The organism is Aeromonas salmonicida subsp. salmonicida (assembly GCF_001643305.1).
GTDB lineage: Bacteria > Pseudomonadota > Gammaproteobacteria > Enterobacterales > Aeromonadaceae > Aeromonas > Aeromonas salmonicida.
Genome location: NZ_LSGW01000088.1, coordinates 50,269 through 72,772 on the forward strand (window position 1 = coordinate 50,269; position 22,504 = coordinate 72,772).

General features: G+C 59.3%; 21 protein-coding genes and 1 tRNA gene. 10 read left to right on the forward strand and 12 right to left on the reverse strand.

The window, feature by feature from the left end:
- Window positions 1-44: 44 nt before the first annotated feature.
- On the reverse strand, window positions 45-830 hold the full coding sequence (befA, locus tag AXW79_RS16705; protein WP_005319344.1) for a beta cell expansion factor BefA: 786 nt from the start codon (window positions 828-830) through the stop codon (window positions 45-47).
- Between the two features lie 198 nt (window positions 831-1,028).
- Window positions 1,029-1,397, reverse strand: coding sequence for an ArsR/SmtB family transcription factor (locus tag AXW79_RS16710; protein WP_005319346.1), 369 nt, complete (start codon window positions 1,395-1,397; stop codon window positions 1,029-1,031).
- Window positions 1,398-1,648: 251 nt separating this feature from the next.
- On the opposite strand from AXW79_RS16710, the gene AXW79_RS16715 reads away from it, so the two are divergent.
- Genes AXW79_RS16715 through AXW79_RS16725 form a run of 3 tightly spaced genes read left to right on the forward strand, consistent with a single transcriptional unit; the run spans window position 1,649 to window position 2,645 of the window.
- Window positions 1,649-1,957, forward strand: a complete 309-nt coding sequence (locus tag AXW79_RS16715; RefSeq protein WP_005319348.1) for a DUF134 domain-containing protein — start codon at window positions 1,649-1,651, stop codon at window positions 1,955-1,957.
- Entirely contained in the window at window positions 1,954-2,478 is a 525-nt protein-coding gene (locus tag AXW79_RS16720) for a NifB/NifX family molybdenum-iron cluster-binding protein (protein WP_005319350.1), read from the forward strand. The genes AXW79_RS16715 and AXW79_RS16720 overlap by 4 nt, the downstream gene beginning before the upstream one ends.
- Window positions 2,463-2,645, forward strand: a complete 183-nt coding sequence (locus AXW79_RS16725; protein WP_005319352.1) for a hypothetical protein — start codon at window positions 2,463-2,465, stop codon at window positions 2,643-2,645. The genes AXW79_RS16720 and AXW79_RS16725 overlap by 16 nt, the downstream gene beginning before the upstream one ends.
- Before the next feature lie 39 nt (window positions 2,646-2,684).
- Here the strand turns inward: AXW79_RS16725 and AXW79_RS16730 are convergent, their stop codons facing one another.
- The gene (locus AXW79_RS16730) at window positions 2,685-3,821 is read right to left on the reverse strand and encodes an HD-GYP domain-containing protein (protein WP_005319354.1); all 1,137 of its coding nucleotides are present in this window, start codon (window positions 3,819-3,821) and stop codon (window positions 2,685-2,687) included.
- A gap of 292 nt (window positions 3,822-4,113) precedes the next feature.
- On the opposite strand from AXW79_RS16730, the gene rimO reads away from it, so the two are divergent.
- A complete protein-coding gene (rimO, locus tag AXW79_RS16735; RefSeq protein ID WP_005319357.1) occupies window positions 4,114-5,442 on the forward strand; it encodes a 30S ribosomal protein S12 methylthiotransferase RimO in 1,329 nt (442 codons plus the stop codon).
- A 162-nt stretch (window positions 5,443-5,604) separates the two neighbouring features.
- Here rimO and AXW79_RS16740 read toward each other — a convergent pair whose 3' ends face one another.
- Window positions 5,605-6,072 (reverse strand): GNAT family N-acetyltransferase, encoded by a 468-nt coding sequence (locus AXW79_RS16740; protein WP_005319359.1) that lies wholly within the window; start codon window positions 6,070-6,072, stop codon window positions 5,605-5,607.
- 447 nt (window positions 6,073-6,519) lie between these two features.
- Between AXW79_RS16740 and AXW79_RS16745 the strand changes: the two genes are divergently transcribed.
- A complete protein-coding gene (locus tag AXW79_RS16745; protein ID WP_005319361.1) occupies window positions 6,520-7,194 on the forward strand; it encodes a response regulator in 675 nt (224 codons plus the stop codon).
- Window positions 7,194-8,579: an ATP-binding protein gene (locus AXW79_RS16750; RefSeq protein ID WP_043144606.1), complete on the forward strand. Its 1,386-nt coding sequence runs from the start codon at window positions 7,194-7,196 to the stop codon at window positions 8,577-8,579. The genes AXW79_RS16745 and AXW79_RS16750 overlap by 1 nt, the downstream gene beginning before the upstream one ends.
- Before the next feature lie 373 nt (window positions 8,580-8,952).
- Here the strand turns inward: AXW79_RS16750 and glk are convergent, their stop codons facing one another.
- Window positions 8,953-9,921 (reverse strand): glucokinase, encoded by a 969-nt coding sequence (gene glk, locus AXW79_RS16755; RefSeq protein WP_005319365.1) that lies wholly within the window; start codon window positions 9,919-9,921, stop codon window positions 8,953-8,955.
- Window positions 9,922-10,270: 349 nt separating this feature from the next.
- Here glk and AXW79_RS16760 point away from each other — a divergent pair, with 349 nt between their 5' ends.
- A complete protein-coding gene (locus AXW79_RS16760; protein ID WP_167836386.1) occupies window positions 10,271-11,125 on the forward strand; it encodes a MurR/RpiR family transcriptional regulator in 855 nt (284 codons plus the stop codon).
- 163 nt (window positions 11,126-11,288) lie between these two features.
- A complete protein-coding gene (gene pyk / locus AXW79_RS16765) occupies window positions 11,289-12,728 on the forward strand; it encodes a pyruvate kinase (RefSeq protein WP_005319370.1) in 1,440 nt (479 codons plus the stop codon).
- 60 nt (window positions 12,729-12,788) lie between these two features.
- Here pyk and AXW79_RS16770 read toward each other — a convergent pair whose 3' ends face one another.
- The 4 genes from AXW79_RS16770 to AXW79_RS16785 all read right to left on the reverse strand — a co-directional run bounded on the left by AXW79_RS16770 (window position 12,789) and on the right by AXW79_RS16785 (window position 20,144).
- Window positions 12,789-13,835, reverse strand: coding sequence for an efflux RND transporter periplasmic adaptor subunit (locus AXW79_RS16770; protein ID WP_005319373.1), 1,047 nt, complete (start codon window positions 13,833-13,835; stop codon window positions 12,789-12,791).
- 15 nt (window positions 13,836-13,850) lie between these two features.
- Window positions 13,851-16,943 carry an efflux RND transporter permease subunit gene (locus AXW79_RS16775; RefSeq protein ID WP_043151348.1) on the reverse strand — a complete coding sequence of 1,031 codons (3,093 nt, stop codon included), beginning with the start codon at window positions 16,941-16,943 and terminating at the stop codon, window positions 13,851-13,853.
- A 174-nt stretch (window positions 16,944-17,117) separates the two neighbouring features.
- Window positions 17,118-19,442, reverse strand: coding sequence for an acyl-CoA dehydrogenase (locus AXW79_RS16780; RefSeq protein WP_005319376.1), 2,325 nt, complete (start codon window positions 19,440-19,442; stop codon window positions 17,118-17,120).
- Between the two features lie 48 nt (window positions 19,443-19,490).
- Window positions 19,491-20,144: a TetR/AcrR family transcriptional regulator gene (locus tag AXW79_RS16785; RefSeq protein ID WP_005319378.1), complete on the reverse strand. Its 654-nt coding sequence runs from the start codon at window positions 20,142-20,144 to the stop codon at window positions 19,491-19,493.
- Window positions 20,145-20,609: 465 nt separating this feature from the next.
- Between AXW79_RS16785 and AXW79_RS16790 the strand changes: the two genes are divergently transcribed.
- Both AXW79_RS16790 and AXW79_RS16795 read left to right on the forward strand, forming a co-directional pair.
- The gene (locus AXW79_RS16790) at window positions 20,610-21,350 is read left to right on the forward strand and encodes a phosphatase (RefSeq protein ID WP_005319380.1); all 741 of its coding nucleotides are present in this window, start codon (window positions 20,610-20,612) and stop codon (window positions 21,348-21,350) included.
- A gap of 87 nt (window positions 21,351-21,437) precedes the next feature.
- A tRNA-Thr gene (locus AXW79_RS16795) sits at window positions 21,438-21,510 on the forward strand.
- Between the two features lie 111 nt (window positions 21,511-21,621).
- Here AXW79_RS16795 and AXW79_RS16800 read toward each other — a convergent pair.
- From AXW79_RS16800 to AXW79_RS16810, 3 genes are read right to left on the reverse strand one after another with little or no spacing between them, the layout of a single operon-like run.
- Window positions 21,622-21,855, reverse strand: coding sequence for a hypothetical protein (locus AXW79_RS16800; RefSeq protein WP_005319383.1), 234 nt, complete (start codon window positions 21,853-21,855; stop codon window positions 21,622-21,624).
- 36 nt (window positions 21,856-21,891) lie between these two features.
- Window positions 21,892-22,149 carry a hypothetical protein gene (locus AXW79_RS16805; protein WP_005319385.1) on the reverse strand — a complete coding sequence of 86 codons (258 nt, stop codon included), beginning with the start codon at window positions 22,147-22,149 and terminating at the stop codon, window positions 21,892-21,894.
- Window positions 22,146-22,403 (reverse strand): hypothetical protein, encoded by a 258-nt coding sequence (locus AXW79_RS16810; RefSeq protein WP_017413122.1) that lies wholly within the window; start codon window positions 22,401-22,403, stop codon window positions 22,146-22,148. The genes AXW79_RS16805 and AXW79_RS16810 overlap by 4 nt, the downstream gene beginning before the upstream one ends.
- Window positions 22,404-22,504 lie beyond the last annotated feature (101 nt).

Sequence of the window (22,504 nt, forward strand, 5' to 3'; positions counted from 1 at the left end):
ATGGCAAAACCATTACCTGCTGTGACCAGCTGATAACGACTCGATTATCGGCTTTTTTCAGTCAGATCCTTGTCCACCCAGTACTTGGATCCCGAGATGCTGGCATCGAGCAGCAGCCCCGTCTCGCCGATCTGATAGATGGCCATGCCGCCATTGTACTTGGCGGTGAGCCCGGCGCTCTCCTTGCCCGCTACCGCCCCCACCTCTGAGGTCGCCTCCCAGCCCTTGGTCACGAAGGCATCGAACCTGGCCTTGTCTTCAAACAGGATCACCTGCTGGTAGAACTTGCCGCCAAGGCCGGCCGAGAGGCCAGCGCCCAGCATTTTCATGTAGGTGTGCTGGCCGCTGCCGCGATTGATCGCCACCCCTGCCCCCTGATTGGTTTGCAACATCAGGGAGAACTTGCGTGAATCGAACACCGCATAGCCATACGCCCGGTTAAACAACAACTTGGCAGAGGGTTGTTCGTTGAATAGCCTCACCAGGGCTGTGTCGGCCATGGTATCGAGGGCGAGTCGTGCTTCTGGCGCCGTCTTGGGCTCACGCATCTCGTCGAGCTTCTTGTCGGCGACCACCAGCCACTCCTTGCCGGTTGCTATGCTCTTGTCGGTCCAGGCCCCGGCGGTATTGAACGCCTCCGAGCCCCACTGGGAGACGGACGCCCAGGTCGCCTTGGAGAAATCGGTCACGCTCCGCCACGCCTCCTTGCTGGTGTCGCTCACAGCCGTGCCAAGGTCGGCGGCGGCCTCCTTTACCTTGGCCCAATCGGCCAGGATGGGGGTCGAGGCCAGCGCCAATGTCGTTGCCAATACCAGGAATCGAATCTTCATGGGTTCTCCACCATCTGTGATGAGCTGACCCTCACAGTAGCAGAATAAGGGACCGCCGGATAAGTGTGAGGCCCACAACACCAGTCAGTGGATGACGCACGGCCTGACCTCATATGAACACCTGAGCACCCAATCCGGTATCCGAGATGCCCGGCAAGCCTGGCTGAAAGGGTCCGTTCCCCCATGACGGCGCTGGCGTTATTCCTTGTCGCAGCAGGCGTTGGCAGGCAGAACATGAGGGGAACAACTGGACTCGGCACGCATCATGCCGCATGCCTCGGGGTGACCGGCGCAGCACTCCTCCGTGAGGTAGCCTATCAATGCCAGCATGAGAGGGATGTTTGCGCGATAACGCAGGAAGCGACCCTCTTGTTCCACCGACAGCAAGCCGGCGTGCAACATGGCCTTGAGGTGAAATGACAGTGTGTTGGGGGCGATATCGAGACTGCTGGAAAGCTCCCCGGCCACCCGTCCCTCCAGGCCCGCTTTCACCAGCAGACGCCAGACATCGAGCCGAATGCCGGAGGAGAGGGATTCAAACACCTTGGTGGCCATCGCTTTGTTCATGTCATTCACCTTGAATTTTCATCAATAACTCATTATTTCAGCAAGATACGTACGATTAACATGCGTGAGACAAGCAGCTCGCCCCTCCCGGGAACGAGCACTGATCGTTGCACAACCAGACCCAACCATCTTGCGACCAGCGCACTGTAACAGGGCCTTCGTCCCTGATATGCAATGAAAACACATGTTTTATTCATTTGCATACCCTGATTGCCCGGCGTATAAATGGCATATGCTAAATAGGAGTGCTTATGCCCAGACCCAAGATTGCCCGCCAGATCTGTGGCCGCCCCGCCAACAGTTGCTTCAAACCCAATGGCCGCCCCATGCACCAGCTGGAGCAGGTCGCCCTTGCTGCCGACGAATTCGAGGCACTGCGCCTGGTGGATCTGGAAGGCATGCAGCAACAGGAGGCCGCCGTCGTGATGGGGGTCTCTCGTCAGACCCTGGCCAACATCCTTAAAAAAGCCCGCTACAAAGTGGTGGACTGTCTGAGCCAGGGCAAAGCCTTGATGATGCAGGCGAGCGACCCCGACACCAGTGGAGACATACCCCTATGAATACAGAACATGGCCTGATGATGGCACCAGCAGCCAACCGTGCCGTCATGCTGACCCGGGGCCAGCTGGCCAGTCACTTTACCCGCGCCGAACAGCTGCAAATAGTAGGCCCCGAGGGCACTGTGCTCGCCACCCTGCCCAACCCGGCAGCCGGTGAGGGTTGTGGCGACAAACAGGCGCTGCTGGTCACCCTCAAGGCTCATCAAGTCAATCAGGTAGTAGTACGCAATATCGGTGAGCGAATGCTGGGAGGCTTGTTGACCGGCGGCATGCAGGTGGTGCAGTGTCGCTCGGCGCGACTGCCGTGGCCGGCACTGCTGGCTGAAAGCAATTTGCAACCTCTGACCGAGCCAAGCCAGGGCCGCAGGTCACAGCGCCATGCTGGCAAACCCGTCATCCACGCCATCAAACGCGATGGCCATGACGGCGCTGAGCGTCCCCCTTGTCAGGGAGGCTGCTGCGGCGAAGGGAACACAGGGTGCCACAACACCAAGGAGGCAAACTCATGTCACTGCTGCTGATCACCATACTGGCCGCCTTTGTGCTGATCGTCGCCATGGGCTCCCTGCTCTGGTGGCGCCAGTACAGGCTGGCGCAAAAGCGCGCGGATAAAGCGGTGCGCCCCTGTGGCTGCGCGAGCACCTGCACCGATCACCTCTACCAGATAAGCGAACCTGGGCCCAAGTAGAAAGGTAAGAACCGGCAATACTGGGGAAAATTGCTGACATCAGTGGCTTGAACCGCGGCCAGGTCCCGAAAGATCGCTGCCGACCGGGCTGGTGGCGGGCTCCTGATACTGCTGATGTATGGTGCGAAACGCCTCCTTGTTGCGAAGCGCGGCTTCCACGCAGACGGGGTCAAACTGGCTGCTGGCATGCTCCTCCAGATAGGCAAACGCCCTGTCAAACGGCCAGGCCTGCTTGTAGGGGCGCTCGCTGGTGAGAGCATCGAACACATCTGCCACCGCAACGATACGCGCCGCCAGCGGAATAGCCTCCCCCGCCAGCCCCTCCGGGTAACCGGTGCCGTCAAAACGCTCATGATGGCAGGCGATGATATGGGTCAGCATGTCGGTATGGTGAATGCCGTCGAGGCCAAATTCACTGATCATCAGGGCAATCATCTCCCGCCCCTTGCCGGGGTGGATCTTCATGATCTCGAACTCTTCCGGCGTCAGCTTGCCCGGTTTGAGCAAGATGGCGTCAGGCACCGCAATCTTGCCGATGTCGTGCAGCTCGGAGAAGAGGTAGATAAACTCCACCTCCTCGTCACTCAGCGAATGGCTCGTTGCAACGGAACGGGCGATCAGCCGGGAGTAGGCCGACATCCGGTGCAGATGGTTGGCGGTCTCCTCATCCCGATAACGGCTGAACTCCCGCGCCGTGGTGAGGGCGCCGCCAAGGGTCTGGATGGAGAAAAATTCCACCGCTATGATGGCCGACAGCACCTGGGCATAGGCTGACAACTCGCTGCGAATGGGCTCCTTGAAGTAACCCGGCTCCATCGCATCGCAAAACAGAAAGCCGAACAGCTTGCTGTTGAACAGCAGCGGCTCCGTATAGCTGGAGGCATACCCCGCTTCCAGCAGCTTGCGGCTGTGCTCCGAGCTCGACCCCAGCAGGGAGTCCAGACTGTCGAGCACCCTGGGCTGTTTGTGTTCCGCCAGATAGCGCAGGGAGGGCACCTCGCTCAGTTTGACCTCGTACTGCACCAGAGGAGAGCTCCCCTCAGTGCTGTGGGCAAAGGTCTTGAGCCTGTCCGTATGCGGGTCATAGATAGCGATGGCCACCCGGCTCAACTTGTCAAAGCGCTGCCTGAGCGTGGCATGCACATGCTGCATTCTCTCGCCAAATGAGCTTTCCATCCCGTCCTCCCTGCTGGTGTGCCTGTTGGGAGTATAGTGACGCCCATCAGCAGCCCCCATCTCGTTAACTGAAAACTCAACAAGATGTGAGCGGGTCGACGATTCGGCTGGCCCAGTCGAGATGCACCCAAAAGGGGTAGCCTGGCTGGCGCAGTGCTTGGGTGCTGTATGGGGGAATCTGCCTCCGCCAGAGATATTGTTCCGTTCTACCGTGCTGGCTGTATAGTTTTTGGTTAGCCATTCCGGTAAAATCCGCGCCCTTATAAGAGAGCCACCTAAGAGTGATTGAGCGATGTCCAACACAAAACAGGCCCCCAAAGTAGGATTCGTCTCCTTGGGTTGCCCCAAAAACCTGGTCGATTCCGAGCGCATCCTGACCCAGCTGCGTACCGAAGGGTACGATGTGGTGCCCAGCTATGACGATGCGGAGCTGGTGGTGGTCAACACCTGCGGCTTTATCGACAGCGCGGTACAAGAGTCGCTGGAAGCGATCGGCGAGGCCCTGGCCGAAAACGGCAAGGTGATCGTCACCGGCTGCCTTGGCGCCAAAGAGAACCAGATCCGCGAGATCCACCCCAAGGTGCTCGAGATCACTGGCCCCCATGCCTATGAAGAGGTGCTGGGTCACGTCCACAAATACGTGGCCAAACCGACCCACAACCCCTTCACCAGTCTGGTGCCGGCCCACGGCGTCAAACTGACTCCGCGCCACTACGCCTATCTGAAGATTTCCGAAGGCTGCAACCACCGCTGCACCTTCTGCATCATCCCCTCCATGCGCGGGGATCTGGTGAGCCGCCCCATCGGCGAAGTGCTGGCCGAAGCCAAGCGCCTGAAAGAGGCTGGAGTGAAGGAAATCCTGGTGATCTCCCAGGACACCTCCGCCTATGGCGTCGACGTCAAGCACCGCACCGGTTTCTACGATGGCATGCCGGTCAAGACCAGCATGGTGGCCCTGTGCGAAGAGCTGGCCAAGCTCGACATCTGGGTACGCCTGCACTACGTCTACCCCTACCCGCACGTGGATGACGTCATACCGCTGATGCGCGACGGCAAGGTACTGCCCTACCTCGACATTCCACTGCAACACGCCAGCCCGCGCATCCTCAAATTGATGAAGCGCCCGGGTACCGTCGAGCGCACCCTGGAGCGGATCCAGAAGTGGCGCGAGATCTGCCCCGAGATCACCCTGCGTTCCACCTTCATCGTCGGCTTCCCCGGCGAGACCGAAGAAGAGTTCCAGATGCTGCTGGACTTCATCGACAAGGCGGAGCTGGACAGGGTCGGCTGCTTCAAATACAGCCCGGTCGAAGGCGCCAAGGCCAACGAGCTGCCGGATCCGGTACCGGAAGACGTTCAGGAAGAGCGCTTCCAGCGCTTCATGGAGCTGCAGCAGCAGGTCTCCATCCGCAAGCTGGCTCGCAAGGTCGGCAAAGAGATGACAGTGCTGATCGACGAGGTGGACGAAGAGGGTGCCACCGGCCGCTCCTTCGCCGATGCCCCCGAGATCGACGGCTTGGTCTACCTGAACGGTGAAACCGATCTGAAGCCCGGCGATCTGGTCAAGGTCCGCATCGATGAAGCGGACGAATACGACCTGTGGGCCAGCCTGATAGGCTAAGTCCGCAGTCCATGATGGCACCTGCCCGGCAGGCGCCAATAAAAAAGCCAGTCAGTGACCCTGACTGGCTTTTTTTATTGATCGCACAAAATGGTTATGCGCGCTGAAGCGGGGCGCACGCTGCTGTGCCAGGCCTAACCAGATCAGCACTTCTGACGAGGGCTAGATGCCGGTATCCGCCACCATCACCAGAACATGAACGCCTTTATCATTGACCTCCTCAACGGCCTTGAAACCATGACGGCAATAAATGCCACCGGTCAGGTTCTCGGTTTGCAAGTACAGCTTGCTGATCCCCGCCCCGCGAGCACGGCTGAGGATCTCTGTTACCAGCAAGGAGGCAACACCCTGCCCCCGCGCTTTTTCAACGACATATACCCCACCCAACCAATGCTCGTACTCGGGAAACATCGCCATTTCACGGATCTTGAGCTCGGCAGCCCCCACCCATTCACCGGCCTGGCGGGCCAGTACCATCAGCGGAGCCCGGTCGACCTGGGTGGCCGCCATGACCTTGGCCAGCACCTGCTCTTGAGTAAAGCGACCACTGTCGCGGCACCATTCGTCAAAATACCATGAGGCAACCACGCCTGCGGCAGATGGCGCATCCGCCAGTAACAACAACTCCATAAAGCCTCTTTTGCGTATAACCCATGACCTGCAGGGACGAATGAACACGGCGAAGCCAAGAAGCCCCGGGTAGCGCCGACAGGCGGCGCCCTGGCCGCTGGCAGCGCGTCCCCATGGACCCGCCTGCCCCAGACCCGGTTATCGAATGGATATCATAACCAGCCGGGCAGTGGAAGGCGCCTATGGCTGGAAAGGCAGGTGCAGCCCCATCCATTGGATTGACATTTGATGAAAAAACCATCCGACACCCTCCCCTTCATTTCCAATCCCTCAAGGTGACACCTGGTCTCACAGATGCACCCAAAGGTGCCCCCATTAATAATAATTGAGTTAATAAAAAACACCCCGATTCAGTCCCAATACAGGCGCGCCTGCTAGGATCCGGATTGACTCGCCCTGGCATAAACCCTCTAATTGACAGCCTGGATCCCCATGATCGCGCACCTAATGAAAATATTGTTGGTCGAAGACGACAAGCTGCTCAATCACCACCTTGCTACCCTGCTGACCGAGGCCCAGAATCAGGTCCACAGCACGGACAACGCCCAGGTGGCCCTGCATTACGCCACCGATTACCCCATAGACGTAGCCATCATAGACTTGGGGCTGCCTGACATGGACGGCCTGCAACTCATCAGGCAGCTGCGCGAGCGGCAGATCCCCTTTCCCATCATAGTGTTGACCGCCCGTGGCAACTGGCAGGACAAGGTGGAAGGACTGGAGGCCGGTGCGGACGACTATCTGGTCAAGCCCTTCCAGAAGGATGAGTTGCTGGCTCGCCTCAATGCGCTGGTGCGCCGCAGCGCCGGTTTCATCTCCCCCAGGGTCAAGGCGGGTGACTATGAGCTGGATCTCTCCCGCAAGGAACTGACCATTGGCGGCGAGCCTGTGGTACTCACCAGCTTTGAATACCTGATCCTCGAGTACCTGATGCGCAACGCCCGCCAGGTGGTCTCCAAGCAGCAACTGCTGGACCAGCTCTATGGCGATGGCGAGGGTGATCCCAACACCATAGAGGTGATGGTGAGCCGACTGCGCAAGAAGCTGGACCCGGAGGGGAACATACAGCCCATCTCCACCATCCGGCGCCAGGGTTACATCTTCAACCTCTCGTGCAACTGATGGGTCTTCGCTTGTTGTCACGCCCCATGCAGCTGCTTCAGCGCTCGCTCCATATCAAGCTGATGCTGAGCGCCATGCTGGTCATAGCGCTCATCATGGCCTTCTCCGTCTATATCCTCTATCTGGGTCACACAGAAGAGCAGGCCCAGAAGGCCAGCACCCGCATGCAGGAGAACCTCTCCAAGCTGTTCTCTTGCAAGTTGCCGGAACCCCACTCCACAACCGATCTTGGCAAGATAACGCCGGATGCCATCGACCCCAATCTGGATACCCTGATCTGCCGGGCGGATGGCCAGCTGAGCTGGTCCAGCCTGCACATGCCAGAGGTGGTCCAGGCCAGGGACACCATCTGTCAGGATCTGATGAATTACCTGGGTGGACTGGATCAGGATTACTTCTTCAAGCGCCACACCATCAAGAACGGCGAGAGCTACTTTATCTACAGCCTGCGTTTTCTGCGCAATCACGGTGATGGCCCCACCACCTACTATGTGGTGATGGTCGATTCGGCCAAGCGCTATCTGGCCCAGACCCGCAACTACCTCTACCAATGCATTCGTCAGGCACTGCTGGCTTACTCACTGCTCGGTGCCCTCTTGCTGCTCACCAGCTTCTGGAGCCTCACCTCCTTGCGCACCATGGCGCGCCAGATAGACGAGATCAGGGCGGGCAAGCGGGAGGCCCTCTCCAATGACTACGAGCGGGAGCTGACGCCACTGACCGAGTCGGTCAACCAGCTGCTGGAGAACGAACGCCAGCAAAGCCAGCGCTATCAGCACGCCTTGAACGATCTGGCCCACAGCCTGAAAACCCGGTTGGCCCTGATCCAGATAACGGCGCAGGAGGTCAAGCTGGGGCACGACATCCACGACAACATCAATGAGCAGATCCTGACAATGGATCAGATCATCCAGTACCAGCTGCGCCGCGCCGTCACCGGCCGCCAGCGCCTCGCCAGCAAGGGCACAGAGCCGGTGCCGCTCATCGAAAAGCTGCTGGCCAGCCTCGCCAAGGTCTATCGCCACAAGAAATTGCAAACCCGCTTCAAGTTCGATGACGACGTCTTCTTTGCCGGTGAACAGGGGGATCTGATGGAGCTGATGGGCAACCTGCTGGATAACGCCTTCAAGTTCGCCATCAGCGAAATCCAGGTCACTGTGAGTCGCCGCCTGGATCGGCTGCGCATAGAGATTGAGGACGATGGCCCCGGCATAGACCCGGACAGATCGCAACAGATCTTCCAGCGCGGGGTGAGAGCAGACAGCTCACCCGGCCAGGGTATAGGCCTAGCTGTGGTCACCGAGATAGTACACAGCTACGGCGGCCAGATCATGGTGGATGAGTCCCCGCTGGGGGGCGCCCGCTTTACCCTGGACCTGCCTTAAGCCACTCGGCTCATGCCGCCTCACGCCAACACGCCAGCCCATTCAGCACGCCTGCCCCTTCGCAGGCGTGCTTGCTGTTGCCTTCTTCCTCTTGATGCCCAGATAGACACCCGCAACCCTCGTCACATCGATCACATATCAGCAAGGAAGCGACACACAAAAGCAGGATGAAGATCAGAAGATAAAAAAAACCGGCCTCAAGGGCCGGTGAAACAGTTCAGGCTTGTCAGGTGACAAACGTACCCAGCGGATGAAGACAAGTTCCAACTCCCTGTGGAGCCCTGGCCTCTTGAGTACGTGCAGTCACTTTATGCCATGGTCACTGAATCAAGGCTGAACCATGACGCAGTTGGCATTCCCTCCCTGTTTCTGCTTACAACTTGATACCGAGCGACTGGCGCAGATAGGCACCGGCACCGAGCAGACCCGGCCCCTCGTGAGTAATGAGGAAGACGGGGATATCCTTCAGATAGGATTTGAAACGCCCCTTGTCTTCAAACGCCACCCGAAAGCCCGAGCCAATAAAGAACTCCTGAAAACGCGGTACGATGCCGCCTGCGATATAGACGCCGCCGAAGGTGCCCATGTTGAGCGCCAGGTTGCCGGCAAAGCGACCCATCAGCACACAGAACAGGCTCAAGGTGCGGCGACAATCCAGGCAATCCCCCGCCAGCGCCCGCTCAGTGATGTCTTTGGGGGCCAATGCCTCTGGCTCGCGCCCATCGGACTTCACCAGACCGCGATAGATGTTCACCAGACCAGGGCCGGAGAGCAGCCGCTCGGCCGAGACATGACCAAGCTCGGCGCGCATGACCTGCAGCACTGCATCCTCTTCTTCGCTGTTGGCGGAAAAATCCACGTGACCGCCTTCGCCCGGCAGGCTCAGCCATTGCTCACCCGCCTGCACCAGATGGGCGACACCAAGGCCGGTCCCCGCCCCATAAATGGCGATGGGTTTGTCCGCCACAGGGGCCCCGCCCCCCAGCTGGATGCGATCGGCTTCTGCCAGCACGGGCACCGCCATTGAGACGGCGGTAAAGTCATTGATCACCTGCAAGCGGGTCAGGCCCAGATTGGCCTGCATCTCGCCGATGGAAAACTCCCAGCTGTGGTTGGTCATGGCGACCCAGTCACCGTTGATGGGGCAGGCGATGGCGATGCAAGCCTGGCTCACCTGCGCAGCGTGTTCGTCCAGATAGAGGCGCACCACGGCTTCGAGGCTGGGATGGGCCAGCCCGGAATAGGTCTTGGCCCGGGAAATGGTGCCGGTCGCCAGCTCGCACAGGGCCAGCCGTGCATTGGTGCCACCGACGTCACCGACCAGCGCATGGGTATGCTGCATAACATAACTCCTTCGTTACTTGGGTCGGGGCGGCGCTTACCGTCCCGCAATTATTATTTGGCAGCAATTCTACCCGAGCCCCTCCCCCGGCGGCGTGTTTGATCAATGCAACTGTGCGCCCGCTCACAGTGTTGTTGCTTTGCAACATTTGTAAGCGTTTTCATGGAGTGGATGGAAGTTTGTAACCAAAAAGACGAAATAATTAGACATGAGTCATACTTTGCAGGGCCGAGATTAGTTTCAATAAGAGCTTGTCTTGTATAGTCATCCAGTTGATTGGAAACATGCTTAGCCGTGAATTTAGTGCAAAGACACTGAAGCTAAATTACAAAAATGCCTGGTGGTGATGATGAATACCCTTGATAAAATTACTAACAATTTGGAAAGTTTCAGTAAATCAGAGCGTAAAGTGGCCGAGGTCATTCTGGCCTCGCCACAGACGGCCATCCACTCCAGTATCGCCACCCTCGCCAAGATGGCTGACGTCAGCGAGCCGACCGTCAACCGTTTCTGCCGCCGTCTCGATACCAAAGGCTTTCCCGATTTCAAACTGCATCTGGCCCAGAGTCTGGCCAATGGCACGCCTTACGTGAATCGCCACGTGGAAGCGGAAGACGGTCCCGAGACCTATACCGCCAAGATCTTCGAATCCACCATGGCCTGTCTGGATGCCGCCAAGAACAGCCTGGATATCTCCGCCATCAATCGCTGCGTCGATATCCTGACCCAGGCCAACAAGATCAGCTTCTTTGGCCTGGGCGCCTCCTCCGCCGTGGCGCGCGACGCCCAGAACAAGTTCTTCCGCTTCAATATTCCGGTAGTGGGCTTCGATGACATCGTCATGATGCGCATGAGCTGCATCAACAGCAGCGAAGGGGACGTGGTGGTGCTGATTTCCCATACCGGCCGCACCAAGGCGCTGGTAGAGATAGCCGCGCTGGCCCGCGAGAACGATGGCACAGTGATCGGCATCACCGCCAAAGACTCGCCGCTGGCCCGTGAGTGCAATCTGGTGCTCTCCATGGATGTGCCGGAAGATACCGATGTCTACATGCCGATGGCGTCACGCATCGCCCAGCTGGCGCTGGTGGATGTGCTGGCGACCGGTTTTACCCTGCGCCGTGGCATGAAATTTCGCGAAAACCTGAAGAAAGTCAAAGAAGGTTTGCGCGAATCCCGCTTTGATACTCCCCACTCCTCCTGAGGCAACGGGGGCCCCGGCCCCCGGCTGTCTATGCTACCCACCTTGGTGTAGTATTGTAATTTAGTAACAGAAGCCACCCAGATGGCTTGCAAGCGGGTGCTATGGGTCATGCGCTTGCCGGGGCAGTATCTCAAGTCATATCAACTTCAAACTGGAGTCTTTCATGCCAAGACGTACAAAGATTGTAACCACACTCGGTCCGGCGACCGATCGCGAAGGGATCCTAGAGGCGATCATTCGTGCCGGCGCCGACATGGTGCGGATGAACTTCTCCCACGGCACCGCTGAAGACCATATCTTGCGCGCCAATCAGGTGCGTGACATTGCCGCCAGGCTCGGCCGCCACGTCGCCATCATGGGTGACCTGCAAGGCCCCAAGATCCGCGTTTCCACCTTCAAGGATGGCAAGGTCTACCTGGCCATCGGTGACAAGTTCATTCTCGATGCGACGCTCGGCAAGGGTGAAGGCTGCCAGGAACAGGTCGGCATCGACTACAAGAGCCTGCCCGACGACGTGATCGCCGGTGACATACTGCTGCTGGACGATGGCCGCGTGCAATTGAGAGTCGAGCTGGTCGAAGGCACCCGCATCCACACCACAGTGACAGTGGCGGGCCCGCTCTCCAACAACAAGGGCATCAACAAGAAAGGCGGCGGTCTCTCCGCCCCGGCCCTGACCGAGAAAGACAAGGAAGACATCAAGACTGCCGCCCTGATGAACGTGGATTACCTGGCCGTCTCCTTCCCCCGTTGTGGCGATGACCTGCGCTATGCCCGTGAACTGGCCCGCGAAGCCGGCTCCAACGCCAAGATTGTCGCCAAGGTCGAGCGCGCCGAAACCGTCGCCACCGACGAGGCGATGGAAGACATCATCCTCGGCTCCGATGCCGTCATGGTGGCCCGTGGCGATCTGGGCGTCGAGATCGGCGATCCGGAGCTGGTTGGCGTGCAGAAGAAGCTGATCCGTCACTCCCGCCGTCTGAACCGCGTCGTCATCACGGCGACCCAGATGATGGAGTCCATGATCAACGCCCCGTTGCCGACCCGTGCCGAAGTGATGGACGTGGCCAACGCCGTGCTGGATGGCACAGACGCTGTGATGCTCTCCGCCGAGACCGCCGCCGGCCAGTTCCCCATCGAGACTGTCATGTCCATGGCCAGCGTCTGTGTGGGCGCCGAGAAGCACCCAAGCCTGAACGTCTCCAACCACCGCATGAGCTACACCTTCACCTCGGTGGAAGAGGCCGTCGCCATGTCCACCATGTATGCCGCCAACCACCTGGAAGGGGTCAAGGCAATCGTGGCGCTGACCGAATCCGGCACTACACCGCTGCTGATGTCCCGTATCAGCTCCGGTCTGCCTATCTTCGCCATGTCTCCCCACAACAAGACACTGGCCTGGACCAATCTCTACCGTGGCGTCACCCCGGTGCTGTTCGACGGCGACGAGACCAAGCCGGTCTACGAAGTGTGCCGCGACGCGTTGGACGTGCTTAAAGCCAAGGGGCTGGTCCAGAGCGGCGACATGGTGTTGCTGACCCACGGCGACAAGATGGAAACCGTGGGCAGTACCAACACCTGCAAGGTGATGATGGTCGAGTAACTTCCCCCATCAACAAAAACGGCTCCCGCGGGAGCCGTTTTTAATGGACTGATCTGGACCTCAACCGCGAAACAGTTCGACCTTGTCACCATGGCGCAGGCTGCCTGCACCGCGCACCACCACCCTGTCCCCCTGCTTGAGCGCCCCGCTCACCGCCACCTGCTGACTGTCACCAAACAGCACTGTCACCGGCACCCGGTTGACCTTGAGCCCCTTGCCGCTCTGCTCCACCTGATAGACAACGCTCCCCTCGGTATTGAGCACAAGGGCATCCCGTGGCAGCAGCATGGTGTGCTGCTCACCCAGCGGCAACGCCACCCGCACCGGCGACCCTATGATGAAGCTGGCCGATTCTGGCTTGAGGCGCAGCTCGATGAGGCGGGATTTGGGATCGGCACTCGCCGCCCGCTGGTAATAAATGCCATGGCCGCTGAGCTGATCCCCCTCAACCCGCAATCGGGTCCGGGGCTCCAGGCGCTGAGCCCAGACAATGGGGGCCTGCAGGCGGATATCCGGCTGATCCGGGTTGACCAGCTCCAGCGCCTGCTCGCCGGCATCCACATGCTCCCCCGGCTGGATAAAGTGGTTGTTCACCACCCCATCGAACGGGGCGAAGATATGGCTGCGACGCAACTGCTCCTCAATCTGGCGTACCTGCACCCTCGCCAGCCGCTCGGCAAGCTCTGCCTGTTCCACCTCGTAACCGGCCTTGTCATACTGGCTGGCTGAGGCGCTCTTCTGTTGGTGCAGTCGCTCGAGACGCACAAACTCGGCCTTGGCATAACGCACATTGCTGGCCCACTTGGCCTGCTCGGCCCTCGCCTGTTCCAGCGATAGCTGCAACGCAGCGCTGTCGAGACGCAGCAGCTCGTCCCCCGCCTTGACCCGGCTGCCGAACTCGGCAATCCACTCCACCCGTCCGCTCACCTCGGCACTCAACGCCGCCTGCTGACGGCTTGCCACAGTGCCACTGACCCAGATGCTGGCCGCCGCATCCCCTTGGGTCACGTCGGCAAGGGTCACCATCTTGCCTTGTGCCAGAGCTGGAAGTACGCCCCCCGCCAGCAGGGCCGCACCCAGTACCATCCTTGTGAAAATTCGTTTCATCGATGAGCTCCTTGCTCAGGCCCGCTGCCGCAGGGCGAGCGGTGGCTGTTCAGTCTGCTCCCCCAGCCGCAGAAAGGCGGGTAACAGGATCAGGGTAAACAGGGTGCTGCAACTCATGCCGCCGACGATGACGGTGGCCAGTCCCCGGTAGATTTCGCTGCCCTCGCTCGGGCTCAGCATCAGCGGCAACATGCCAAAGATGCTGGTGAGGCTGGTCATGGCGATGGGCCGCATCCGGCTTCGCAGCGCATCGGCTACCGCACATTGGCGACTCATGCCGTCCCGCTCGGCCGAGCGGGTCTGGTGCACCAGCAAGATGGCGTTGTTGACAACCAATCCCAGCAGAATGACGAAGCCGATGATGGTCAAGAGATCCATCGGCAGCGGCACCAGCAGGCCGCTCAGGTGCAGCGCCAGCACACCGCCGACAGAGGCGAGCGGCAAAGTCAGCAACACCAGAACGGCATCCTTGAGAGAGGCAAACACGCCCCACAGCAGGATCAGCAGGATCAGCAGGATCAGCAGGATCAGCAGTATGACCACGGCGAACAGGAAAATGGCACCCAGATTGTCCAGCGCCTGTTGCAGACTGTCGGCGTTGCCAGCGATCCGCAACTCCCCACCAACGGGCAGCAGAGGGCGGATAGCGGCGAAGCTCTTGCCTTGAAGGGTGTCGAGCACCTGCTCCATGCTCATCCCCTCAGGCGGGGTGATCTGCAGGCTGATGCTGCGCCGTCCATCGACCCGCAGTATGCTGGCCGGCCCCATGTCGTGTTCCACCCGCAGCAACTCACCAAGGGGGACGATCCGGCCGGACGGCGTCGCCAGCGGCACCGCCTTGAGCTCATCGGGGTTGGCGGATGTCTGCCCCATCAACATGATGTCGAGCCGCTCCTCCCCATCAAAATACTCTCCGACCCGCAGGCCGTCGCCGAAGGTCTGGATGATGGCGGGCATGGGGGTGCGATCCCAACCCACCTCGGCGAGACGCCGGTCTTGGGGCACCAGCCGCAGCTCGGGGGCGGTGAAATCGAGATCCGGCTCGGGCCGGACCTGGGCTCCCGGCAAATCCCGCTTCACGATGGCCATGCTCTCCCGGGCTGCCTGATAGAGCTCGGGCAAATTGCCCCCCTGCAGCAAGAGAGAAATACCGTTCTCGCTGTCAAAGCCACCGAACAAGGAGCCCTGGCCACCGAACGTCTGGGTATCGGGAATGCCCACCAGCAGTTGCTTCATCAGCAGGTTTTCCAGCTCCTTGATGCGGTTCTCATCCTTGGGCCTCACCCCAATCTGGGCACCGCCCGGGTAGCGCATTATGTAGTAGTTCTTGAGGACCGGCTCCTTCTCCCCCTTCATGTAGGGAGCGAGCCGGGCGATCAGGGTGTCGATCACTTCTTCCGGCTGGGCCTTGAGATTAAAACCAGGGGTGAAGCTCATCCAGACATCCACCGCATCGCGTTTTACATCCGGCAGATAATCCATCTTGGGCAGCAGGGCCCAGGTCGCCAGGGCTGGCAGACTCATCATCAAGATGATGATGCTCCAGCGGCGAGGCGCCGTGCCAGTCCAGCGGATCACATGGCGGGTTGTGCGCTGCCACAGTGAGTCATAGGGATCGACCAGTCGCTCGCGCCCCATCCAGCGCGCCGCTACCGCAGGCAGTACTGTGACCGCCACCAGCATGGAGACGGTCACGGCGCAGGCGATGGTCAGCGCCAGATCGGCAAACAGTTGACCCTCCACGTCGTTGAGCAGCAGTACCGGCAAAAAGATGGCCACAGTGGTCAGGGTGGAAGCCACCAGCGCCGTCCACACCTGTCGGGTACCCTCCAGCGCCGCCTCGGCCTTGCTCAAATCACCCCGCTCATGGCGTCGGTAGATACTTTCCAGCACCACTATGGCGGCATCCAGCACCATGCCAACCGCAAAGGCGATGCCCGCCAGCGAGATGACGTTGAGGGTCCTGCCCAGTACCTTGAGCAGACAGAAAGTGAGCATGATGCTGATGGGAATGGCGAGTGCTATCATCAGGGTCGCCTTGAGCTGGCGCAGAAACAGCCAGAGGATGGCGCAGGAGAGCAGCACGCCGAGCCCCAGGTTGGCCGTCACCATGCCCACCGCCCGGTTGATGTAGAGAGAGGCATCGAACGACTGCTCCATGTGCAGCCCGACCGGCTCCAGCACGTCGCGGTTGAGATCGCTCACTTTGACCTTGATCGCCTCCAGCGCCGCCAAGGCATTGGCACCACTCTCCTTGAAGATCTGCGCCGCTATGGCGGTATTGCCATTCTGGATGCGCAGTACCGGGTTCTCTTCCCGGGACAGCCTGATCTCTGCCACATCACGCAGATAGATGGGCAGACCATCGCGCCAGTCCACCACCTTGTCCCCCAGGGTATCGACGTCATAACGCCCGGCGAAGCGCAGCTTGTATTCCCAACGGCCTATGTCGAGGGTACCCGCCGACACATCCCAGCCGGTACTGGCCCGGCTGGCGAGCACGGGGATCTCCACCCCCAGCTCGGCGGCGCGATAGGGGTCGAAACGTATCTGGATCTGGCGCTCGTTGATCCCCTCCACCTCCACGGTCGATACCCCGGGGATCCGCTCCAGCTCAGGCTTGACCCGCGCCTCGATCAGCGCCTGATGATCGTCAATCTGCCCCTTGACACCGGGCAGTTGCTGGATGAAGAAGAAGGTAAGGGTATCGTTGCTGCTGTAGTTGTTGACGTAGGGGCCACCTATGTTGTCCGGCAACCCGGACACCCGGTTCAGGCGGGAGATGACATCGAGCTGGGCCCGCTGCATGTCGGTACCGAGGGCGAACTCCAGATCAATTTCGGTAAAGCCGGGAAAGCTGTTGCTGGTGAGACTCTTGAGCCCCTGCACGCCTTGCATCTCCTGCTCGATGGGGTCGGTGATTTCCGACTCCATCTCCTGAGGGGAGGCCGAGCGCCAATCCACCGAGATATTGAGGTGCGGGCGGTCGATGTCGGGGAACAGCTGGATGGGCAGCCCCCGAATGCTGAGCAGGCCCAGCAGAAAAATCAGCACGATCGACACCACCACCCAGATGGGGCGTTCGATCGCCGTTTTGGCGAGGTTCATTCACTCTTCCTGAGTTGTTGTTATCGGCCATTCCGCTGGCCTTGCTTCCTGCCCCAAGGGTGGGGACCATTGCATTAAACTGGAATTAATCCAGGTTGTAAATCCATGGTTAACAAACAAAAAAACCGGCCAGATTGGCCGGTTTCTCGTCAGGTTCAGTGCCCGCGACGCTGATCAGGCGGCGTGCACCACAGGGTTCGGCTGAGACAGACCTTCCAGCTCGCCAGGAGCAAAGTTGTCCACCTGGATGGCTTCGTAACGCAAGGCATCGGCAGCCAGCAGCTTGTCGGCCTCATCCTTGCTCAGGATGGACTGGGACAAGGCGGCATCAACCAGCTCGGGCAACGCCATCTTGCGGGGCAACTTGCCCTCTTTCTGGGCCTGCACCAGCTTCTTCTCGTAGGGCTGCACCGCCACCATGGCCAGGAAGGCACGCTCCATCAGACCGACGGGATCCGCGTCATCCTTGCCCACGTAGCACAGTGCCGTCAGACGATCGCGGAATTCACCCGGCTTCATCATGGCCAGACAGATGGCATGGCAGCGATCATCGGCCGGCATCTGGTAGCCGACGCCGAACGGGAAGACGACCCGCTTGAGCACGACACCTACCACCTTGTTCGGGAAGTTCTGGAAGAAACCATCGAACGCCTTGCCAATCAGGTAGAGGTTGCGCTCCACCGCATACTGCACGAACGGCAGATCGGAGACCATGCGGCCCTGATCTTCGTAATGCTTGAGGGTGGCAGAAGCCAGATAGAGGTGGCTCAGCACGTCACCCAGACGGGCGGAGATCATCTCCTTGCGCTTGAGGTCGCCACCCAGCATCAGCATGGAAACATCGGCGCACAGGGCCAGCCCTTTACTCATGCGAGCGAGCTGCTTGTAGTAACGGGCGGTCTCGCCCCCTACCGGGGAGCCATTGAACTGACCCAGGGTCAGCCCCTGGAACAGGGCGCCGAAGAAGTTGCCGGCACCAAACGCGATATGTTTGAGAAGCAGGCCGTCGAACTTCTCGAGGCCACGCTCAAAATCAGGATCGGCCGCCGCTTCCATCTCGCCAAACACATAAGGGTGGCAGCGAGTAGCCCCTTGCCCGAAGATCATCAGGTTGCGGGTCAGTATGTTGGCCCCCTCCACCGTGATGGCCACAGGAATACCCATGTAGGCGTAGCCGGTGTAGTTCTTCGGGCCCAGCTGGATGGCACGACCGGCGTGGATGTCCATGGAGTCATCCATGATCTGGCGCGCCATTTCGGTCATGTGGTACTTGGAAATGGCAGTGACGATGGCCGGAGCCTGACCGAGATCCAGCGAACCGGCGGTCATGCGACGGGCCCCTTCCAGCTGATAGGTAAGACCACCGATGCGGGCCAGCGCTTCCTGCACCCCTTCAAACTTGCCGATGGACATGCCGAACTGCTTGCGCACGTAGGAGTAAGCCCCCACTGTGCGGCTCGCCATGTGACCGCAAGCAGTACCAAGAGCAGGCAGCGAGATGCCGCGACCGGCGGAGAGACACTCCACCAGCATGCGCCAGCCGCGACCGGCGTAATCCGGGCCACCGATGATCCAGTCGAGCGGAATGAACACATCCTTGCCGAAGGTCGGGCCGTTGAGGAACGCCAGCCCCATGGGGTAGTGGCGATCGCCAACCCGCACCCCAGGGTGACTGGTCGGGATGAGCGCGCAGGTGATGCCGAGCTCTTCCTTGTCACCCAGCAGTTTTTCCGGGTCAAACAGCTTGAACGCCAGACCCAGCACGGTAGCGCGCGGGGCCAGCGTGATGTAACGCTTGTTCCAGTTGAGGCGAATACCCAGCACCTCTCCACCCTTGTGCATGCCTTTGCAGACGATCCCCTTGTCAGGAATGGCGCCCGCATCGGAGCCCGCTTCCGGCCCGGTCAGGGCGAAGCAGGGCACCTCTTTGCCATTGGCCAGCCCCGGCAGCCAGAAATCTTTCTGGGCCTGGGTGCCGTAGTGCATCAGCAGCTCGCCCGGGCCGAGGGAGTTTGGCACCATGACGGTGACCGCCACGCTCAGGCTCTTGGTGGCGATGCGGGTGACTATGGTGGAGTTGGCAATGGCCGAGAACTCGCGGCCACCGTAGGATTTCGGGATGATCAGGGAGAAGAAGCCTTCCTTCTTCAGGTAGTCCCACACCGGCTCAGGCAGGTCTTTGGTTTCGTTGACGATCTTGAAGTCGTCAACCATGGCGAGCAGGGTCTCGACCTGATTGTCGATAAAGGCCTGCTCTTCGGCGCTCAGTTCGGCCTTGCCGTAACCGTGCAGTTTTTTCCAGTCGGGGTTGCCGCGAAACAACTCGCCATCCCACCAGACGGAGCCGGCCTCCATGGCCTCCCGCTCGGTGGCCGACAAGGGCGGCAATATCTTCTTGAAGATGCCGAACACGGGACGGGTTACCACCTTTTTACGGATGGAGGGCACGCCGAGCACGACGGCTATCGCCAGCACCAGCAGGATAAGCAATGTGATCATACCGAAGTTCCTTCTATTTCACTGTTTCCGTTGATTTATTGTTGGTTGTTACACGGCCAGGGAGAGCCTGGTCGACTCCACGGGCGCCCCGACACCAGACGCCAGATAAGGAATTACATTGCGCACCAGCCCTTCCACATCGAGCTGCTGGCCAAAATCGGCCAGGGCGATGTCGCGCAAGGCATCGGCGGAGGCCATGGTGAACACCACTGTGCCCAGAGTGAAATGCAGCCGCCAGAAGAGGTCTGCCGGTGACAGAGCCGGATTGGCCTTGGAAATCGCCTGGGTGATCCGCAACAAGATGGGGCCATAGTGAGCCGTGATGAAGCGGCGCAGGTGACCCTGACTGTCGATATAGCCACGTCCCAGCAGCTGCATGAAGATGGCAGGGCCATTGGCTCGCACTGCAACCAGCTTCATCAAGGGATCGACAAAGCTTTCAAATACCTGCAGCAGGGTCAACTGCTCCTGCTCCATCAGGGTATGCAGTCGTGAATCCAGATCCGGCATAAACAGGCTCAGATAACGATCAAGCACAGCCTGGATCAGCTCCTTTTTGGAGCCGAAGTGATAGTTGACCGAGGCGAGGTTGACATTGGCTTCACTGGTGATCAGACGCAAAGAGGTATCGGCGAATCCCCGCTCGGCAAACAACACCTCGGCGGCATCGAGAATACGGTTTTTGGTATCGATTTTACTCACAGGACACCTCACTTAAAACGAATGTTTAAAAAGTACGTTTCACAACCATTTGTGTCAAGAGAATGTGAACATGTGTTAGTGAAATGTTTTTGCTAAAAAGGGGGAACAAGGCGGGAACTTAGCTGACAAACAGCACTCTATATCTATGCCACTGCAATTAAACATTAAGTCTCGCCCAACCTGCTCCATGCTAGTTGGGCATTTTTTTGCCCTGTTGGTATTGGTGCCGATACAGGGGCAAAAAAACCGTCGCTGGGAGCGACGGCGGGGAAAAGAGGTTGCACCATCCTGATCCAACCCATCGATGCGAGTTCAGGCTTTCATCGATTTGCCCATCATGGCGGCCAAGCGTGTTCAAACTTTGTCAGCGCCCCCGCAATTTGTGACAAAGTATGACAAGCCACAACATGGTCTCGACCCGCCACCTTTGTTATGCTGGCGCCTCACGCCAGAAGGGGAGAGAAGATGAAGTATACGGTCGATACCCACACCCATACCGTCGCCAGCACCCACGCTTACAGCACCATTCACGACTATCTGCCCATCGCTCGCGCGAGGGGGATCAAGCTGTTTGCCACCACTGATCACGGTCCCGACATGGCCGATGCCCCTCACTTCTGGCACTTCGTCAATCTGCATGTGTTGCCACGGGTGGTCGACGGGGTCGGCATACTGCGCGGCATAGAAGCCAACATCAAGAACATTGATGGCGAGATCGACTTCCCCGTACGTTACGAGTCACGGCTAGACATGATAATGGCAGGCTTCCACGAACCTGTATTTCCCCCCTGCGATCAGGCAACCCATACCCAAGCCATGATCAACGCCATCAGGAGCGGCCGGGTCGACATGATAAGCCACCCGGGCAATCCCGCCTTCCCCATCGACATCCAGGCCGTGGTCAAGGCCGCCGCGCAATACAGAGTGGCGCTCGAACTCAACAACTCCTCGTTCAGCCATTCCCGTCCGGGTAGCGAGAACAACTGCGGCGCCATCGTTGAAGCGGCGCGCGACCTCGGTGCCTATCTCACCTTCGGCTCCGACTCCCACGTTGCGTTCAGCCTTGGGAATTTCGAACACTGCCACCGACTGGTGACCGAGGCACACTTCCCCGAGGACAGGATCCTGGCGCGCTCTCCCCGCGCCCTGCTCGATTTTCTCGAGAGCCGCGGCCGAGCCCATATCCCGGAGTTTGCAGATCTCTGATCGTTTGGCCGTAACACAATGAGCCAACTCATAAAAGTGAGACAGGCTCATTGACTTGAACCTGCATTTTCGGGAATCTGGCCACACGCCGGTATAGCTCAGTTGGTAGAGCAGCGCATTCGTAATGCGAAGGTCAGGGGTTCGACTCCTCTTACCGGCACCGGATAAAACAAAGGGTTAGCTCCTTGCTAAAGCTAACCCTTTATGCTTTCTGACTGTTTGGCCCAACAGGGGGCCCAACAGGTGGCAATCGGTAAGGCTTTTCATCGAGTCAACTAGATAGCCTTGCCTTCATCATCTCAAACACGGCTCGATATTCTGGAACCAATACCTTCACCTCTGACGACTCAATGCGAACAGAGAGGCGCCTCGTTCCGTTGTATCCAGCCATGCCGCCAAACTTAGAAAGCCATCTGCGTGGCCCCATGCCCTTCTCTGCGGCAATCAGGGAGCGAACCAGCATTTCCTCATCGCGTTCTATGTCGCCACGATCATCTATCAGCATTCAGCCCCTACCAACAAAAAAGCCCCATTGGGGCCGTTAGCAATCATCATCGCGAATGATCTTGTTTCGCAACTCAACGTAGAACCTCAACCGTTCAGGGTCGATACCCTTTGCCTCGGCAAGTGTGGCAATATCGTCATCGGTTGCGACAATGAAATCACCATTTCTAGGCAAGTCGTCAGCCGCTCGCAGGTATCTGGATAACTCTTCAATTGAGTCGCCACCGTATTGGCGAGAGACGGCCAACTCGACCGCCTCCACTCGCTTCAAGAGTCCTTTGGTTTGGGCGCTCATTCCTCGGCCCCCTTGCCAAGCTGCCCAAGCATTCGCTCCCAAGTAACTCGATATGATTGCTCGGCATCGCCTAAGTGACGGAGGCAGCCGCAAAGCTGCTCGATCTCTTTTTGTGCGCCATCGGTCGCAATTTCAATCGCTTTTGTCCGAGCCTCTCCAGCGGTGCCAGTGCGCCCGAGTTGCTCGGCAAGCAGGGCCAGGGCATTCAGCGACTTGAAGTCCCCCAGCTCGGAAAGCAATTGTTCAAGGTTCACACCGCCAATCATGCGAGTTTGCAGGCCAACCACGGCGCGTAAGGCGTCGGTCTCACTAACAGCGGAACTGGCGGCGACAATTGTAGTGGTCAACTAAATCC

Coding starts and splice junctions, on each gene's coding strand:
- AXW79_RS16750 (WP_043144606.1), top strand. CDS start 7,194: ATGGGTCTTCGCTTGTTGTCACGCCCCATGCAGCTGCTTCAGCGCTCG.
- AXW79_RS16780 (WP_005319376.1), bottom strand. CDS start 19,442: ATGATCACATTGCTTATCCTGCTGGTGCTGGCGATAGCCGTCGTGCTC.
- AXW79_RS16710 (WP_005319346.1), bottom strand. CDS start 1,397: ATGAACAAAGCGATGGCCACCAAGGTGTTTGAATCCCTCTCCTCCGGC.
- glk (WP_005319365.1), bottom strand. CDS start 9,921: ATGCAGCATACCCATGCGCTGGTCGGTGACGTCGGTGGCACCAATGCA.
- AXW79_RS16740 (WP_005319359.1), bottom strand. CDS start 6,072: ATGGAGTTGTTGTTACTGGCGGATGCGCCATCTGCCGCAGGCGTGGTT.
- AXW79_RS16745 (WP_005319361.1), top strand. CDS start 6,520: ATGAAAATATTGTTGGTCGAAGACGACAAGCTGCTCAATCACCACCTT.
- AXW79_RS16800 (WP_005319383.1), bottom strand. CDS start 21,855: ATGCTGATAGATGATCGTGGCGACATAGAACGCGATGAGGAAATGCTG.
- AXW79_RS16730 (WP_005319354.1), bottom strand. CDS start 3,821: ATGGAAAGCTCATTTGGCGAGAGAATGCAGCATGTGCATGCCACGCTC.
- AXW79_RS16715 (WP_005319348.1), top strand. CDS start 1,649: ATGCCCAGACCCAAGATTGCCCGCCAGATCTGTGGCCGCCCCGCCAAC.
- AXW79_RS16770 (WP_005319373.1), bottom strand. CDS start 13,835: ATGAAACGAATTTTCACAAGGATGGTACTGGGTGCGGCCCTGCTGGCG.
- befA (WP_005319344.1), bottom strand. CDS start 830: ATGAAGATTCGATTCCTGGTATTGGCAACGACATTGGCGCTGGCCTCG.
- pyk (WP_005319370.1), top strand. CDS start 11,289: ATGCCAAGACGTACAAAGATTGTAACCACACTCGGTCCGGCGACCGAT.
- AXW79_RS16805 (WP_005319385.1), bottom strand. CDS start 22,149: ATGAGCGCCCAAACCAAAGGACTCTTGAAGCGAGTGGAGGCGGTCGAG.
- rimO (WP_005319357.1), top strand. CDS start 4,114: ATGTCCAACACAAAACAGGCCCCCAAAGTAGGATTCGTCTCCTTGGGT.
- AXW79_RS16720 (WP_005319350.1), top strand. CDS start 1,954: ATGAATACAGAACATGGCCTGATGATGGCACCAGCAGCCAACCGTGCC.
- AXW79_RS16725 (WP_005319352.1), top strand. CDS start 2,463: ATGTCACTGCTGCTGATCACCATACTGGCCGCCTTTGTGCTGATCGTC.
- AXW79_RS16760 (WP_167836386.1), top strand. CDS start 10,271: ATGAATACCCTTGATAAAATTACTAACAATTTGGAAAGTTTCAGTAAA.
- AXW79_RS16775 (WP_043151348.1), bottom strand. CDS start 16,943: ATGAACCTCGCCAAAACGGCGATCGAACGCCCCATCTGGGTGGTGGTG.
- AXW79_RS16790 (WP_005319380.1), top strand. CDS start 20,610: ATGAAGTATACGGTCGATACCCACACCCATACCGTCGCCAGCACCCAC.